Source organism: Pseudomonas sp. NPDC090755, from assembly GCF_044769005.1.
Classification (GTDB): Bacteria; Pseudomonadota; Gammaproteobacteria; order Pseudomonadales; family Pseudomonadaceae; genus Aquipseudomonas.
The window spans coordinates 1-15777 of record NZ_JBIVXC010000027.1; the positions used below are offsets into that span (position 1 = coordinate 1).

Sequence of the window (15777 nt, forward strand, 5' to 3'; positions counted from 1 at the left end):
TCACCCTGCTGCGCTGGATGATCAGCGAAGGCTACGGCGATGCCCGTACCCTGGAGCGCCGTGCCCAGGCCATGGAAGCCTGGCTGGCCAACCCGGTGCTGCTGGAAGCCGACAAGGACGCCGAATACGCCGAGATCATCGAAATCGACCTGGCCGACGTCAGGGAGCCTGTGCTCTGCGCGCCGAACGACCCGGACGACGCGCGCCTGCTGTCGACCGTACAGGGCGAGAAGATCGACGAAGTGTTCATCGGTTCGTGCATGACCAACATCGGTCACTTCCGCGCTGCCGGCAAGCTGCTGGACAAGGTCAAGGGCGGCATCCCGACCCGTCTGTGGCTGGCACCGCCCACCAAGATGGACGCCCACCAGCTGACCGAGGAAGGCTACTACGGCATCTACGGCAGGGCCGGTGCGCGCATGGAAATGCCAGGCTGCTCGCTGTGCATGGGTAACCAGGCCCGTGTGCAGACCGGTTCGACCGTGGTCTCCACCTCCACCCGTAACTTCCCGAACCGCCTGGGCGACGCCACCAACGTCTACCTGGCCTCGGCGGAGCTGGCGGCCGTTGCCTCGATCCTGGGCAAACTGCCGACCGTCGAAGAGTACATGGAATACGCCAAGAACATCGACAGCATGGCGGCCGACGTTTACCGCTACCTGAGCTTCGACCAGATTGCCGAGTTCCGCGAAGCGGCGGCGAGCGCCACTATTCCGGTGGTTCAAGCGTAAGCTGAACTCAAGGTAAAAAGACCCCGCCAATCGGCGGGGTTTTTTATTGGGCCCGCTGCGCGGGCCATCGCCGGCTTCGCCAGCTCCCACAGGGGGCGGTGTATACCGAACCCTTGTGGGAGCTGGCAAAAAAGAGCCCCACCAACTGGCGGGGCTCCTACGGCAAGATAGAGGCGTAAATCAATCCCGATATCTGCGTTCAGAACTTGACCTTGATACCGATCATGCCTTCATAGCTGCGGCTGTCCTTGTTGAATGCCTTCTGGTAACCGAGCGAACCGGTCACCGTGGTGCGCTCGTCGACCTGGTAGTCGACGCCCAGGTTCAGTTCCCCCCAGGTTCCGCTCATGTCCGTGCCGAAGGGGATGTAGCCATTGGCCGAAGAGAACTCGGTCTTGGCCTGGCCCTTGAACTCATGCCAGACGCTAGGGCGAACCCAGACGTTGGTGCGGTGCGCCTTGCCCTTGTCGTCTTCGCGGAACCAGTCCTTGTCGATGCGCACACCCAGGCGGCCGGTGAGCGAGTCGACGTCTTCGAAACGCACGTCGGAGGCGTCGTCATGGCTGTCGTCGACCTTGACCTTGGTGACGATCACCTGGGCCTGCGGCTCGATGTGCAGGGTCTTGTCCTTGTTCAAGTGCATCGGATAGCCGCCCTCCAGCGAAGCCGTGACGCCCCGGCCGCGGGTCTTGAGCGCGTCCATGTCGTTGGGGCTGGCCTTGATGTCGAAGCGGTTGAACTGCAACACACCATCGAGGTACCAGCCTTCGGGGCCGAAGTGGGTCCAGTAACCACCGACGCCGTAGGCACGCACCAGGTCATCGCCGGCACTGCTGCCGTTGGTATGGTCGACGCTGCCGGCAATGCGCCCGATGCTCAGCGACAGGCCGGCCTGGTCGGTGCTGCCGTCGGTGTCTTCATTGCGGTAGAGGTCGGCACCGACCTGGAAGGCCTGCAGGCGGTAGTCGTAGCGGGCGCCCTCGCCCAGTTCGTCCTCGCCCTTGCGCAGGATCAGGCGACCCCAGCCCAGGGACGGGCCGTATTGATCCTGCGCCTGGTCAGGCAGCGGGTCGGTGGCCAGCCGGCGTTCTTCGCCCACACGCTCGTGCAGGGTGTCGACCATGGCCCGGCTGTAGTTCAGCAACATCGATGGCAAGGCACGGTACAGCGAGGTTTCCGCACGATAGTTGGGCACCTGTGGGCGAGCCGGGGCAACCGGTGGCTCGACCACAGGGACCAGGGGGGCGGTCGGGTCAGCCGGAGCTACCGGATTGATCGGGCCTACCGGTGTGACCGGGTCGACCGGAGCAACGGGATCGACCGGTGCCGCATCGACGGTCGAGCGCAGGTACCAGGCTTCACCGTTGCTGCCATCGAGGCTCGCGCGGTACAGGTTGTACTCGTAGGGGCCGGCCTTGACCCGGTTGAGCAGGCGGAAGGCCTCGGGGTCGGTGGTGGCGCCATTTTGTGCATCGACCACCAGGATGCCGTTGCCCTGGGTCAGGGCGCCGGGACCGCCGGCGTTGCGGATCAGCAGGTTGCTGCTGCCGTCGGCCTTGCCACCGTCCACCACCAGTTTGTCCGAAGGCGAGCCGTCGCCGTACAGGTAGGTGTTCAAGGCAAGGGTGCCGTTGGCGCCGTGGTAGGTGTTGACCGTGAGGTTCTTGAAGTTGCCACCCAGTGGCGCGCTGAAGTCGATCAGGCTGGCGTCGTTGCTCAAACTGCCAAGGTTCGAATCGCCCGTCAGGTTCCACAGGCTGGTGTCATGCAGGCTGACACTGGAGCTGCTGCCCTGGGCAGTGTGGGCCGAGCCGTTGAGCACCGAGCCGGAAACGTCGAGGGTGGCCCTGCCAGTGGCGGCCAGCGAGCTGCCGACCCCTTGCCACTGGCCAGTGCCCATGTCGGGAATGCTGCTGCCGTCGCTGGAGACCGCGCTGTCCACGTTCAGCCACTGGCCGCTGCCACCGACGATAGTGTCGACCAGGCTGATGTCCGCCACACCGGCGCTGGCGACGGTGGCGCCATCACGGTTGTACAGCACGCTGTTGTTGATGAGCGCCTTACCTACGAGGGCCTCGGTGCCTTGAACATACAAGGCCGAAGCCTGGCCGCCGGTGGCGTTGATGACGCTGGCGCCGGCCTGCAGCTCGCCGCCATTCTTGGCCACCGCGGCATGGGCCAGGTCGCCCGTGGTGTTCACCCCGACGCCATCGAGCAGGACGCTGGCACGGTTGTTGGCCAAGGCGCCCAGGGCGGCGGTGCCATAAGTATTCACCGCGCTGTTGCTGGCACTCAGCTGCGCGCCGGATTCCGCCTGCAGACCGTGGGACAGCTGGCCGTGGGTGGTGAGTGTGGAATCGATCAGTTCCAGGGTCGCTTCAGGCGCCTGGTAGCGGCGGCTGACCAGGGCGCCGGCGGCCTGGTCGCCCAGGGTCTGGACGCTGACGTTACGGGCGATCAGGCTCACCTGGCCGGGCTTGAGGGTGCCGATGCCGGCGTACAGGCCAATGGAGTACTGCCCTTGGGTCTTGAGCGACACGCCGTCCAGAACCATGCTGCCGCCGTCGTCCACGGCCGCGCCATAGGCCTGGCTGCCGGTGGTGAGCACACTGGTGCCATGGACGTTGAGCTGGGCGCCGGGATTGCGCGAAGCCAGGGCATGGGGAAAGGTCAGGTTGGAAGACACCGGCGAGCCATTGCCCGTGGTGGTGACCGAGCCGCCGTAGAGGTCGATGGTGGACCCGGCGTCGGCCAGCACGCCCATGGCGTTGTCGTTACCTGAGGTGTGCACCGTCAGGTTGCGCGCCACCACGGTGGAGCTGCCGGCACTCAGGCCTGTCGAATAGTTGCCCTGGGTGTCGATCAGGCCGTTGTTGATCTCCAGCTGGGCACCGGCAAGGGCCCTTGCGCCAAAGCTGGTCTTCTGGGTGGTGCGCACTTCACTGTCGTCCAGTTGCAGGCGCGAGCCACTGCCCTCCACCAGCGCACCGACGCCCCAGGGGCCGGCGGCGCCGGCAACGGTACCAAGGCTGATAGCGCTTTCGCTCACACCGGCACTGGCACCCGCAGTGACGTAGACACCATGGGCACGGTTGCCGGTGACATCGATGCGGGTGCTGTCGACATCGGCCCGAGAGCCGCTGCCCTCGACCGATACGCCATGGCTGTAGGTGCCCCGGGAGGACAGCACACTGCCCTCGACGCTGATCGCCCCACCGTTCATGGCCCGAGCGGCGGAGGCGAAGTCCGTGGCGATGCCGGCGCCTTTCACCTCCAGGCTGCCATTGTTGAAGGCGACCTGGCTGCCATTGCCATCGGCGCGAACGCCGCCCACGTAGTTGCCGCTGGCGCTGGCCTGCACCGCGTCGGCTGCAATGCTGGCACCGCCCAGGGCATGCAACACCGCGGTGCTGCTGGTGCTGGTAGCGGCGCCGGTGCTGGTGAAGGTGCTGCGATCGAGCTGGATCTGCGCGCCATCCTCCGCCCGCGCACCACTGGCGGCAACGCCGCTGCTGGCCACGCTGACATCGCTGGCATCGATCCGGCTGTCGCTGCCTGTGGCTTTCAGGCCATGGCTGGCGGTGCTCGGGCTGCTGGCGCCGCTTACGCTGATGGCACTGCCCTGGCTCAGGCTGATATGACCACCCGCCTCGGCCAGGGCGCCGATCGAGCCCTTGGACAGGGTACTGACGGTGCCACCGGCAAAGTCGATGCTGCTGCCACTGCCACTGGCCACCAGGCCATGGTTACTCAGGCCGTTGACGCCACCGCCCAGGGTGACGGTGCTGTCTCGCAGGCTCACCTGGCCGCCGGTTCTTGCCGCGACGCCGGTCAGGTTGCTGGCGGTCACGGCGGTGCCGTTGCTGGCCTTGGGCACCAGGCTGACGCTCACCCCGGTGCCACTCAGTTGGCTATTGTCCCGCGCCAGCAGGCCGGTCTGGCCATTGGCATTGGTAGCGGTCAACGCGCTTGAGCTGACACTGCCGCGCACGAAGCCCACGCTGCTGCCGGCCTGGGCCAGCACGCCGATGGTACGGGCCGCGCCGAGGTTGACGCTGGCGTCGTCATGGGCGCCGGCGCTGGAAATGCCGATGCCGTCGGCGCTGTTGACGATGATCGGTGCCGGCGCGCCGAGCAGGCGGCTGGCGAACATCCGTGGCGCGTCTGCGCTGGCCTGCAGGGCGACGTCCAGGTAGGACGGCGCGACCAGGGCCGCAGCCGTCGAGAGAGGGTCGAAATCTTCAGCGGGTGGGTCGACGGCATTGTTTTCGGCTTCGGCCTCCAGGGCATTGAGGCTGAACACCCCGGCCAGCAGCAGGCCGATGGCGCGGCCCAGGCAGGTGCGCTGGGGTTTCGGATGATGGACGGGAATACGTTTGAAAAGGTTCATGGCGGCCTCGCAGGCACTGGAAAGGGAGTGCCTGCAGTCTGCGCGTGGGGGCTGGCCATGAATGTCGGAGCAACTTGCACCTGGTTGTAGGAGTGATTCCCGTCCCGGGCCCTGGTCTATGCTTGCCAAGGGAAGGGACGCAACGGGACACGCCCATGAGCACCGTGCTGGTGGTGGATCACCTGCCTATCGTTCGCGACGGCCTGCGCGCCGTGCTCGAACGTGCGGGCCACCAGGTCCTGGCCGAGGTGGACAATGGCCAGGATGCCCTGCTGCAGTGCCGCCAACTGCACCCGGAGCTGGTCATCCTCGAACTGCTGGTACCGCGCCTGGGCGGCCTGGACCTGCTGCGTCGGCTACGGGCCAGCCACGAAGAGGTAAAGCTGCTGGTCTACAGCGTCCAGGAAGCCGGCCTCTACGCCGCCCGTTCGCTGCAGGCGGGCGCCGACGCCTATGTCTGCAAGGCCGATGCGGTCGCCGAACTTGAGCGAGCCCTGCAGGCGGTCAGCCACGGTCGCAGCTACTTCCCCCGCGAAGCGACCCGCCAGGAGGCACAGGGCCTGCACAGCGAACTCGAAAGCGAGCTGGCCCAATTGTCCGGGCGCGAACTCACGGTGTTGCAGATGCTCAGCCAGGGCCTGAACAACAAGGACATCGCCGAGCAGTTGAGCCTGAGCTACAAGACCGTCAGCACCTACAAGGCCCGCCTGCACCAGAAGCTCAATGTCGGCAACGACTTCCAGCTGCTGGAAGTGGCCCGCAGCCATGGCCTGGTCACCGGTGAAGACGGCACCCGCACGCTGGGCGCGCCCACCGACCCGCAGTTGCTGCGTGAATACGGCCTGCTGCGCGGGCTGCTCGATGCGGCGCCCTACCCGATGCTGGTGCGCGACCTGGAAGGCCGGCTGTTGATGTGCAACCGCCGCTACCTGGCGATGGTCGGCGAAAGTTTCGACACTATTCGCGGCACCACCCTGGAACAGGCCAGCTGGCTGCCGCCACAGGAGCGCGAACGCGTGCAGCAGCGCTACAACGCATCGGTGCGCCGGGAAGAACCCTTCATCAACGAAGCCATTATCGAGTGCCGGGGGGTGCCGACCGCCCTGTATGCCTGGTGCACACCCTTTCGCGACGAAAGCGGGCAACTGGTGGCCATGCTCGGCGGCCTGCGCGACCTCACCGAACGCGACAGCATGCTGGCCAGGTTGCGTCACGAAGGCGCCGAGGCACGTTTCGAAAGCCACCTGAAAAGCTCGACCCTGGCGGCCATCAGCCAGGAGTTGCAGGCGCTGCTGGCGGTGATGCAGCAAAGCCTGGATCGGACGGACGCGCAACGCGGGTCGCAGCCGTTGGTAGAACAGATCGACAGCATGCGCCAGTGCCTGGCCAGGGTCGACGACTTGTGGGCGCTCGATGCCCACCAGCAGGAGACCATCACCGAGGTTCACGACCTTGGCACCCTGACCGAACGGATTCTTGTCCCCTTGCGCCCGCACCTGGAGGCCAAGGGCTGCCAGCTGGACCTGGGGCCCGCCCTGCACGCGCTGAAAAGCGCCTGGATCGATGCCCGCCATTACCGCCAGCTGCTCGAAAGCCTGGTCGGCTACCTGTGCCTGGGTGCGCTGCCGCCAAGGATCAGCCTGCGCCTGAACACCAGCCTGCAACCACGCGGTTTCCTGCGCCTGTGCCTTGAGCTGTCACCCTGGCAGGAGCCGGACCCAACCAACGCGTCGGCGCAATGGGCCCATGCCAGCCTGCAGCGCCTGTTACTGCTGCTGCAGGCCAGCGCACAGACGGTCGCCAGCGGGAATGGCGAAGCGCTGGCCTGGCGCCTTGAGCTTGACCTGCCGCAAGCCCTCGCCTCCCACTGACGATCAGCGGCGCATCAGTTGCCGCTGAAGCAGTACGCCGCGATCTTGTTACCGTCCAGGTCGCGGAAGTAGGCCGCGTAGGCGTTCTCCTTCCAGTTGCGCGGGCCGGGCTGGCCTTCATCTTCGGCACCGAGGGCCAGGGCGCTGCGGTGGGCGGCGTCGATGGCTGCACGCCCTGGCGCCTGGAAGCTCACCGTTACACCATTGCCGATGCTCGCCGGCAGGCCGTTGGCAGGCTTGAGGACGAAGAACGACGGCGCATCGACGCCCCAGATCGAGCCGTTGTCGCCGAGGTCGGCCAGGCGTTTCATGCCGAAGGTGCCGAGGACTTCATCATAGAACCGGCGGGCCCTGGGCAAGTCGTTGGTGCCGACGGTGACGTGGGTAAACACACTCATGTTGCGCTCCTTGGGGTTGAGAAAAACATTCACTGATTGGCAAGCACGTGGTCGACGGTGGCCAGCACCTGGCCCGAACGCAATTGCTCGGTGACCGCGACGATATCGGGATAGAAGGCACGGTCTTCATCGGCCACCGGCACGCGGCTGCGCACCAGTTGGTACACCGCGCGGGTGGCGCTGGAGGCCTTGCCCACCTCGTGAAAATCCAGGGCCTGGCAGCCGACCAGCAGTTCGATGGCCAGCACCGACTCCAGCTTGCGCGAGACCTGGTAAGCCTTCATGGCCGCATTGAAGGCGAAGCTCACCGGGTCTTCCTGGTTGCCGCAGGTGGACACGCTATCGATGGTCGAAGGGTGCGACAGTACCTTCATCTCCCCGAGCAGGCCGGCGGCGGTGTACTGGATGATCATGTAGCCGTTGTTCAGCCCCGGGTTGCGCACCAGGAACGCCGGCATTTCGCTGAAGTGCGAGTTGACCATGCGATCGGTGCGCCGCTCGGAGATCTTCGCCAGGTTAGTCATGGCATTGCACAGGGTGTCGGCGGCCAGGCCGATGTACGAACCGTCGAAGTTGGCGCCGGAGATGGCGATGCCGTCGTCGTCGCTCAGTGGGTAGATCACCGGGTTGTCACCGGACGAGCCGATCTCGTTGTCGATGCAGGCCTGGGCATAGGCGATGAACTGCTTCGAGGCACCATGCACCTGGGGAATGGCGCGCAGGCTGTAGGTGTCCTGCAGGCGGTAGTCGATGTTGTCTTCGATCAGCTGGCTGTCGGTCAGCAGGCGCTTGATGGTGCGGGCGGTCCGGGCCTGCTCGGCGTGGGCCTTGACCGAGTGGTAACGCGCATCGAAGGCGCGGATGGTGCCCTTGAGCACTTCCAGCGACAGGGCCGCGGCAATGTCGGCGACCTGGGCCGCCTGGTTGGCGTTGTACTGCGCCAGGGTGGCAATGGCGGTGACCGAAGTGGTGCCGTTGAGCATGGCCAGGCCTTCCTTGCACTGCAGGGTGATCGGCTGCAGGCCGACCTGGCGCAGGGCGCTGGCGCCATCGACCCACGGGCCGCCAGCGACGCTGGCCCTGCCCTCGCCGATCAGCACCAGCGCCAGGTGGCCTTCAGGGCCCAGGTAGCCCACTGAGCCCTCGCCGGGGGCGAACGGCACCACGTCGTTGTTGAGCAGGCCGGCGATCTGTTCGAGCAGCTCCATGCGCACGCCGGAAAAGCCCTTGCCCAGGCTGACCAGGATCATCAATTGCACGGCACGGACCTGTTCGCGGTTGAGCGGCTCGCCCACTGACACGGCGTGGGAGCGCACGATGTTGACCTGCAGGGTCTGGGCGTCTTCGGGCGAGATGACATGGCGCACGTTGTCGCCAAAGCCTGTAGTCACCCCGTAGACCAGACGGTTCTCGTCGAGAAAGCGCTCGATCAGCCGGCGCGAGCGGCCAACCCGGGCGCGGTAGGCGTCGGAAAAGCTCACCTTCGCACCATGGCGGGCCACCGCGATAAAGGCTTCGATGGAGGGCTTGGCGTCGTCCAGGACAACAGAGCGAATGTCTTGCGGATGGATGGGCATTGCGTTGCTCTCTCTACTATTGGCGTTTTTCAGGGCACAGGTCGCCTGTCCCGTTGAAGAACAGGCGAAAAAATCGGTTGGCTGACGGGGTTGTCAGGCGTGGCTGAGAATGAACCGGCTGAAGCGCTCGCTATGCTGCTCGCCGAACATTTCCTGCGGCGTACCCTGGGACTCGATCAGGCCCTGGTGCATGAACACCACGCGATTGGAGACGTTGCGGGCAAAGCCCATTTCATGGGTGACCACCAGCATGGTGCGGCCCTCCTCGGCCAGCGAACGCATCACTTTTAGCACCTCGCCGACCAGCTCCGGGTCGAGGGCCGAGGTGGGCTCGTCGAACAGGATCACCCGCGGCCGCATGGCCAGGGTGCGGGCGATGGCCACCCGTTGCTGCTGGCCGCCGGACAGAAACGCCGGGTAGTGATTGCGCTTGTCGGCCATGCCCACCCGCTCCAGCAGCGCCTCGGCCTCGTCGATGCACTCGGCGCGGGGACGTTTTTGCACGTGCAGCGGGCCTTCGATGACGTTTTGCAGCACCGTCATGTGCGACCACAGGCCGAAGCTCTGGAACACCATGCCCAACTGCGGACGCAGGCGGTCGAGCTGGCGCCGGTCGGCCGCCACCAGGGTCTGCTGGCGACCGCGCTTGAGCGCCAGCTGTTCGCCGGCGACGTGGATCTCGCCGGCATCGGGGGTTTCCAGCAGGTTGATGCAGCGCAGGAAGGTACTCTTGCCCGAGCCACTGGCGCCAAGGATCGACACCACATCGCCCTCGTGGGCATCCAGCGAAATGCCCTTGAGCACCTCCAGGTTGCCGAATGACTTGCGTAGGTGTTTCACCTGCAGGACCGGATCATTGCCTGTAGCCATGCCATTACCCTCTTGGTGCGCTCAATGCGTACTTTTTTGTTGTTGGACTCGCGGTGGCCGGTTGCCTTGGCGACAGCCTGCGCTCGACCAGCGTCAATGTGCGGACGATCAGGAAGTTCAGAACCAGGTAGACCAGTGCGGCGCAGAGGAACACCTCCAGGGTGCGGTAGGTCTCGGCGATGATCCGCTGGGCCACGCCGGAAACCTCGTAGACCGTGACCAGGCTCGCCAGCGAGGTGGCCTTCATCATCAGGATGATCTCCGTCGAATAGGCCGGCAGGCAGCTGCGCAGCGCGATGGGGATGATGATCCGCCGCGCCAGCAGCCAGCCGGACATGCCCGCGGCCCTGCCTGCCTCGATCTGCTGCGCCGGCACCGCCTGCAGGCCGCCGCGGAAGATCTCGGCCATGTAGCCGGCGGTGCACAGCGCCAGGGCGATCACCGCACAGCTGAGCGGCTCGCGCAGCACTGGCCATAACGGGCTCTGGCGCACCTCGGGGAACTGGCTCAGGCCGTAATAGAGCAAGAACATCTGGATCAGCAGCGGCGAGCCGCGGAACAAGAAAATGTAGCCACGGGCCAGGTGGCGCAGCACGGCCACCTGGCCGGTGCGCAGCCACACGATCAGCAGCGCCAGCAGCGTGCCCAGGGCAACCGAGGCGGCGAACAGCAGCAGGGTCGTTGGCAAGGCCCGCAGCAGTTGCAGCAGGGTGTCGCAGAGAAATGCAGTGTCCATGGTCATGGTCGGTCCCCTGTTCAACTACGGCGCAAGGTCCGACCCACGCGCAGTTCGGCGCGGGAGAAGACCAGGTTGGAGAAGCCCGTCAGCACCAGGTACAGCGTGCAGCCGGTGACGAAGAACAGCACGAACTGGCCGGTGGACGAGGCCGCCACGCGGCTGGCACGCATCAGCTCGACGAGTCCTGTGACCGAGATCAGCGCCGAGTCCTTCAGGCTGATCTGCCAGACGCCGCCCATGCCGGGCAAGGCGAAGCGCAGGATCTGCGGGGCGATGATCCTTCGAAAGCGCAGCATCAGCGGCATGCCGATGGCCCTGGCCGCTTCCAGTTCGCTACGGGCGACCGACTGGAAGGCCCCGCGAAACACCTCGGCCTGGTAGGCGCCGGACACCACGCCCACCGCCAGGGCGCCGACCAGAAAGGCCGGCAGGCTGATAAAACCGTCGGCACCGAACAGTTTGCCGACACTGCTCACCAGCGCCGAGCCGCCGTAATAGAAGAGGTAGATCACCAGCAGTTCCGGTATGCCACGAAACACCGTGGTATAGGTCTCGCCAATCATCCGCAGCAGCCCGTTGTGGTGCAGCCTGGCCGCAGCCACCAGGGCCCCGAGCAAGGCGCCCACGAGCATGGCCGCCACGGTCACCAGTACCGTCATCAGCGCCGCCATGAGCAGCACGCTGCCCCAGCCGTTGGCGCCAAAACCAATCAGATCGATCACGTCTCGTCCCACCCTAAACATGTCAGTGAGCGGACGGCCCGCAGCGGGCCGCCGCGTCAGCGTCCGGCGTCACCGATGACGCCGGGCTGTCCTGCGGGTTATTGGCTGGGCGGCGTGAAGTCGTGCCGGAACCATTTGTGGCTCAGTTCGCTGATGGTGCCGTCTTTGATCATCGAGGCGATCGCGGCGTCCAGTTTGGCCTTGAGCTCCGGCTCACCCTGGCGGATCCCGAAGCCCTGGCCTTCACCCCAGATCGGCCCGCTGATCGCAGGCCCCACCAGCACCAGATCGCTACTGCCTGCGCGCTGCAACTCGCCGGCGAGAAAGCCATAGTCTTCGAACACCACGTCGACGCGCCCGTTCTTGAGGTCCATCAGCGGCTCGGGCGGGGTCTTGTATTCGCGAATGGTCGCCACCTGGCCGAACTGCTCGCGGATGAATCCGCTGTACACGGTGCCGGAGACGATGCCGATCAACTTGCCCTTGAGACGGTTGCGCAAATCTTCGACGACCGGGGTATCCAGGGCCGGGTCGCCGCGCAGCACCAGGTTGCCGGCGCCGAGGTCGAGGCCACTGGACTGCTGGGCAATGAAGGTGGCCGGAGCGTCGGTATAGGGGCGGGAGAAATCGATGACCTTGCGCCGTTCGGCGCTGATCGCCAGGGCATCCATGATCACGTCGAACTTGCCGGCCTTGAGGCCCGGAATCAGACCGTCCCAGTCCTGGGCCACGAGCGTGCACTCGATCTTCATGCGCTCGCACAGCACCTTGGCCATTTGCGGCTCGAAGCCGTCGAAGGAGCCGTCCGGCCGTGTGCGGTTCCAGGGTTCGTAGACGCCTTCGGTGGCGATCTGGATGCTGTGCCACTCCTTGGCCTGGGTGGTGAGCGAGACGCTGGCGAGGGTCATCAGTAGCGAGCAGGCGGCGAATGCGATTTTCTTGTTCTTCATTGTTTTATTCTCCGATGTCGTAAAGGGCACACGAGGCAAATCAGGGTCCGGGCATCACATCGATAGGCAGTGCTCCACTATGAATTTTCCAGCGCCACGACCACCGCCGAAGTCGGCCGTGCGCAGCACAACAGCACCTGGCCGGGCCCTGGCATCATCAACGGCGGCTCGCGATACTCGACCGTGCCGCTCAGCAGCGGCGACAGGCAGGCGTTGCACAGCCCGGCCCGGCAGCTGAACGGCGGCGTCAGGCCTGCGCGTTCGGCGCAGTCGAGCAGCGAGGGGCAGGCGTCATCCCAGGCCAGCGCCTGACCGCCCGGCTCGAATCGCACGGTCAGCTGCGCGTCGGCCTGGGGGGCCGGCACCCTGGGTGCGGCGGGTGTTTCGTCCTTGTCTTCGTCAAGCAGCGTGGCCGGGCCAAAGAATTCGAAGCAGATTCGCGCCTTGTCGATGCCAAGGCCGCGCAGCAGGCGCCAGTTGGCCTGCATGAACGGCCGTGGCCCGCACAGGTAGGCGTCGTAGTCGTCCAGGGGCAGCAGCGCCTGCAGGGTGTGCCGGCTGACCAGGCCGCTGCTGTGGTGATGGCCGTTGTGCAGGTCTTCCCGGGTCGGCGTGCGGTAGCAGAAATGCACATGGATCCCCGCACGCCGGGCTGCCAGCGCCAACACCTCTTCACGCAGGGCATGCACTTCGCCGTTCTCGCAGGCATGGATGAAGTACACCGCACGCGTCGAGCGGGTCGCCAGGCGATGCAGCATGCTGACCATGGGTGTCAGGCCCACGCCGCCGCTGAACAACAGCACCGGTCGCTCGCTGCTTTCATCCAGGACAAAGCTGCCCGAAGGCCCGGCGACCTCCAGTTGCCCGCCCACCTCCACCTGCTCATGCAAAAAACTGGACCCAAGCCCGGCCGGCAAGTCCGGCGCATTCGCCGGTGGCAGCTCGTGCTTCACCGAGATGCGCAGCCGCGCGGGGTCATCCGGATCGCTGGACAGGCTGTAGGCCCGCAGCAGCTGCGCGCCCTCGGCCTGGGGGATGCGCACGACGATGAACTGCCCCGGGCGGAACTCGACGCGCCCGGTGTCGGCGGCAGGTTCCAGCACCAGCGAGGTGATCGAGGCGCTTTCGCGCACCTTGCCGGTCACCTGGAAGCGCGCGAACCCCTTGGCGGCGGGAATGGCGTCAAGCATGGGCCTTGACCTCGATGGTGTTGAGTGCGCTGGCGGCCGCGGCGTCCTGTTCTTCGCGGATCAGGCGTTCCATGCCCCGGCGAAAGCGCAGCGGCCCCGAGTCGATGGCCAGGTCGATATTGGCGCTCTGGCGGTTCTTCATGCCGGCGTGCACGGCGGCGAGGACCACCCGGTCTTCCTCGAAGGCCCGGCGCACATCGACGGCGAACCGATGCGACACGTCCTCGTCGGTAGGGTCGAAGTTGCGCAGCTGGAACCAGTAGTAGCGGGTGCGGTTCTCGTCGACCGGGGTCATGAAGTTGTAGGAGTCCATGACGAAGGCCTGTTCATGCGCCGCTGCGCCCTCACCGCCAGTGCCCGCCGGGGAATGGATGCCCTTGATGATCGCGTGCGCCGGGTAGCGCACCTCGTAATACTGCAGGCGGTCAGCGCGGCCTGCGAACTTCAGGTATTGCTGGTAGAACGGCGCCACCTCGATGTCGTACAGCCAGCGCGAGACCACCACGCCATCGTCGTTGACCACCGTCTGCAACGGCTCGGACTCACAGGCCGCGGTGCCGAAACTGGTCTGGTGGACCCAGGCGACGTGGGACGGGTCGAGCAGGTTGTCGGTCATGTACAGGTAGTTGCAGTCGATGGTCATCGAGTCGCCACGGTTAACCCCCCAGGCCGGATCGTTCCACTCGGGAATGTCGAGGAGCCTGGCCGGGTCTGCCTGGGCCGCGTCCCCCATCCACAGCCAGACCAGGCCGTAACGCTCGTGCACCGGGTAGCTGCGCACTTTCGCCGCTTGCGGGATGCGCGACACACACGCCGCCTTCACGCAGGCGCCACTGCCGTCAAAGGTCAGGCCGTGGTAGCCACACTCGACCACATCACCGTGCAGGCGGCCCATGGACAACGGCAGCTTGCGGTGCGGGCAGGCATCTTCCAGGGCAACGACAGCGCCATCGGCCTTGCGGTAGAGAACGATGGATTCGCCAAGCAGGATGGTCGCATGCAGGGCCTGCTTCACTTCGGTGTCCCAGGCGGCGGCGTACCAGGCGTTTCTCAAGAACATGGCGTGTAGCTCCTCTTGTTGTTATGCCAAGCGTGTGGCTTGTTGAGGAAGAGCCTATGCCGGGGTCGAATAAAAGAATAGATGGGCTTTTCTGTTGATTAGTTAAGTATTTCTAAACTACAAATAGACCCTTCATCAGCCGTTGCGAGCCGTGTCATGAGCCACCTTCCCCCCTTGCGTGCACTGGAAGTCTTCGAGGCCGTGGGCCTGTGCGGTGGCATCAGCCAGGCCGCCCGGCGCCTGGGTATTTCCGCAGGTGCGGTCAGCCAGCAGATGAAGCTTTTGGAAGAGGCGGTCGGCCTGAGCCTGACGGTCAAGGAAGGCCAGCGCCTGCGCCTGAACGCCGCCGGCCAGCACTTTCACGAAGGCTGCAGCCAGGCCTTCGAACGCTTGCGCGCGGCCTATGCCGAACTGGAACGTTCGAAGAACGCCAACAACCTGTACATCAGCGCCCTGCCCTCGCTGCTGTCGAAGTGGCTGGCGCCACGGGTGGCCGACTGGCAGACAGGCTATGCGCAGTTGAGCGTCTACCTGGACGGCACCCACACCGAGCCGTCGGAGGCCCAGGCCAACGGTGTCGATTTTCGCCTGAGCTATGGCGAGGGCATGCACGATGACCAGCACACCATCGAGCTGTTCCGCGATTGCGTGGTGCCGGCGTGCAGCCCGCGGTTGCTGGCCGGTGACCAGGCGCCCCGGGCGTTGCTCGAGCAGCCGCTGATCACCATCGACTGGCGACCGAAGTTCGACTCACCGCCGTCGTGGGAGCACTGGTTCGCCGAGGCGGGTGTGGGCGAGGTCAAGGTCAGCAATACCCGGATCTACTCGCTCTCCTCGATGGCCATCCAGGCGGCGATCGAAGGCCAGGGCATTGTCCTGGCGCAGTACTCGATGATCAGCCGCGACATCGAGCAGGGCCTGCTGGTCATCCCGAGCGCCCTCGCCTTGCCGATGCCGGCGTCCTACTACCTGACCTGGAACCCCGCCAGCGTCCACCGGAGCCAGTGCCGCACCTTCCAGCGCTGGCTGATCGAACAGGGGCGCAGGCAGCAGGATGTGACGGATGCCTTGCTGGGGGGCACCGAACACCCTTGAATTGATCGATTGCCTGTAGGAGCGGGCTTGTCCCGCGATGCGTCGCAGCGTTCAATCGCGGGGCAAGTCGAGTCGTCGCACCGCCGCTCCCACAGATCGCAGCCTGGCGGCAGCGGCTACACCGTCAGGCTCGCAGACTCCCACGCCCACCCTTCCAGAGTGGGCGCCCCTCCCCCCACATTCT

Annotated in this window: 12 protein-coding genes; 3 read left to right on the forward strand and 9 right to left on the reverse strand. The window is 65.7% G+C overall.

Features of this window, described 5'->3' with window-relative positions; genetic code table 11:
- The coding region (locus ACIQUS_RS25250) for an aconitase family protein (protein ID WP_403053239.1) at positions 1-731 on the forward strand (731 nt) is incomplete at its 5' end.
- A gap of 199 nt (positions 732-930) precedes the next feature.
- Here the strand turns inward: ACIQUS_RS25250 and ACIQUS_RS25255 are convergent.
- Positions 931-5121 carry an autotransporter outer membrane beta-barrel domain-containing protein gene (locus ACIQUS_RS25255; protein ID WP_403053242.1) on the reverse strand — a complete coding sequence of 1397 codons (4191 nt, stop codon included), beginning with the start codon at positions 5119-5121 and terminating at the stop codon, positions 931-933.
- A gap of 155 nt (positions 5122-5276) precedes the next feature.
- Between ACIQUS_RS25255 and ACIQUS_RS25260 the strand changes: the two genes are divergently transcribed.
- On the forward strand, positions 5277-6992 hold the full coding sequence (locus ACIQUS_RS25260; RefSeq protein ID WP_403053245.1) for a LuxR C-terminal-related transcriptional regulator: 1716 nt from the start codon (positions 5277-5279) through the stop codon (positions 6990-6992).
- A 14-nt stretch (positions 6993-7006) separates the two neighbouring features.
- Here the strand turns inward: ACIQUS_RS25260 and ACIQUS_RS25265 are convergent, their stop codons facing one another.
- The 8 genes from ACIQUS_RS25265 to ACIQUS_RS25300 all read right to left on the reverse strand — a co-directional run bounded on the left by ACIQUS_RS25265 (position 7007) and on the right by ACIQUS_RS25300 (position 14498).
- Positions 7007-7390, reverse strand: coding sequence for a VOC family protein (locus ACIQUS_RS25265; RefSeq protein WP_403053248.1), 384 nt, complete (start codon positions 7388-7390; stop codon positions 7007-7009).
- Positions 7391-7419: 29 nt separating this feature from the next.
- Positions 7420-8967 (reverse strand): histidine ammonia-lyase, encoded by a 1548-nt coding sequence (gene hutH / locus ACIQUS_RS25270; protein ID WP_403053251.1) that lies wholly within the window; start codon positions 8965-8967, stop codon positions 7420-7422.
- A gap of 93 nt (positions 8968-9060) precedes the next feature.
- Positions 9061-9837 carry an ABC transporter ATP-binding protein gene (locus ACIQUS_RS25275; RefSeq protein WP_403053254.1) on the reverse strand — a complete coding sequence of 259 codons (777 nt, stop codon included), beginning with the start codon at positions 9835-9837 and terminating at the stop codon, positions 9061-9063.
- A gap of 4 nt (positions 9838-9841) precedes the next feature.
- Positions 9842-10579 (reverse strand): ABC transporter permease, encoded by a 738-nt coding sequence (locus ACIQUS_RS25280; protein ID WP_403053257.1) that lies wholly within the window; start codon positions 10577-10579, stop codon positions 9842-9844.
- 14 nt (positions 10580-10593) lie between these two features.
- Positions 10594-11298 (reverse strand): ABC transporter permease, encoded by a 705-nt coding sequence (locus ACIQUS_RS25285; RefSeq protein WP_403053260.1) that lies wholly within the window; start codon positions 11296-11298, stop codon positions 10594-10596.
- A gap of 98 nt (positions 11299-11396) precedes the next feature.
- Positions 11397-12248, reverse strand: a complete 852-nt coding sequence (locus tag ACIQUS_RS25290) for a transporter substrate-binding domain-containing protein (RefSeq protein WP_403053263.1) — start codon at positions 12246-12248, stop codon at positions 11397-11399.
- A 77-nt stretch (positions 12249-12325) separates the two neighbouring features.
- On the reverse strand, positions 12326-13438 hold the full coding sequence (locus ACIQUS_RS25295) for an FAD-binding oxidoreductase (protein ID WP_403053266.1): 1113 nt from the start codon (positions 13436-13438) through the stop codon (positions 12326-12328).
- Positions 13431-14498, reverse strand: a complete 1068-nt coding sequence (locus ACIQUS_RS25300; RefSeq protein ID WP_403053268.1) for a Rieske 2Fe-2S domain-containing protein — start codon at positions 14496-14498, stop codon at positions 13431-13433. The genes ACIQUS_RS25295 and ACIQUS_RS25300 overlap by 8 nt, the downstream gene beginning before the upstream one ends.
- 156 nt (positions 14499-14654) lie before the next feature.
- On the opposite strand from ACIQUS_RS25300, the gene ACIQUS_RS25305 reads away from it, so the two are divergent.
- Positions 14655-15593 (forward strand): LysR substrate-binding domain-containing protein, encoded by a 939-nt coding sequence (locus ACIQUS_RS25305; protein ID WP_403053271.1) that lies wholly within the window; start codon positions 14655-14657, stop codon positions 15591-15593.
- Positions 15594-15777: the final 184 nt, after the last annotated feature.

What these genes read in the sequence shown, in the direction of transcription:
- ACIQUS_RS25280 (WP_403053257.1), bottom strand. Translation starts at nt 10,579, where the DNA reads ATGACCATGGACACTGCATTTCTCTGCGACACCCTGCTGCAACTGCTG.
- ACIQUS_RS25290 (WP_403053263.1), bottom strand. Translation starts at nt 12,248, where the DNA reads ATGAAGAACAAGAAAATCGCATTCGCCGCCTGCTCGCTACTGATGACC.
- hutH (WP_403053251.1), bottom strand. Translation starts at nt 8,967, where the DNA reads ATGCCCATCCATCCGCAAGACATTCGCTCTGTTGTCCTGGACGACGCC.
- ACIQUS_RS25275 (WP_403053254.1), bottom strand. Translation starts at nt 9,837, where the DNA reads ATGGCTACAGGCAATGATCCGGTCCTGCAGGTGAAACACCTACGCAAG.
- ACIQUS_RS25260 (WP_403053245.1), top strand. Translation starts at nt 5,277, where the DNA reads ATGAGCACCGTGCTGGTGGTGGATCACCTGCCTATCGTTCGCGACGGC.
- ACIQUS_RS25295 (WP_403053266.1), bottom strand. Translation starts at nt 13,438, where the DNA reads ATGCTTGACGCCATTCCCGCCGCCAAGGGGTTCGCGCGCTTCCAGGTG.
- ACIQUS_RS25255 (WP_403053242.1), bottom strand. Translation starts at nt 5,121, where the DNA reads ATGAACCTTTTCAAACGTATTCCCGTCCATCATCCGAAACCCCAGCGC.
- ACIQUS_RS25265 (WP_403053248.1), bottom strand. Translation starts at nt 7,390, where the DNA reads ATGAGTGTGTTTACCCACGTCACCGTCGGCACCAACGACTTGCCCAGG.
- ACIQUS_RS25305 (WP_403053271.1), top strand. Translation starts at nt 14,655, where the DNA reads ATGAGCCACCTTCCCCCCTTGCGTGCACTGGAAGTCTTCGAGGCCGTG.
- ACIQUS_RS25300 (WP_403053268.1), bottom strand. Translation starts at nt 14,498, where the DNA reads ATGTTCTTGAGAAACGCCTGGTACGCCGCCGCCTGGGACACCGAAGTG.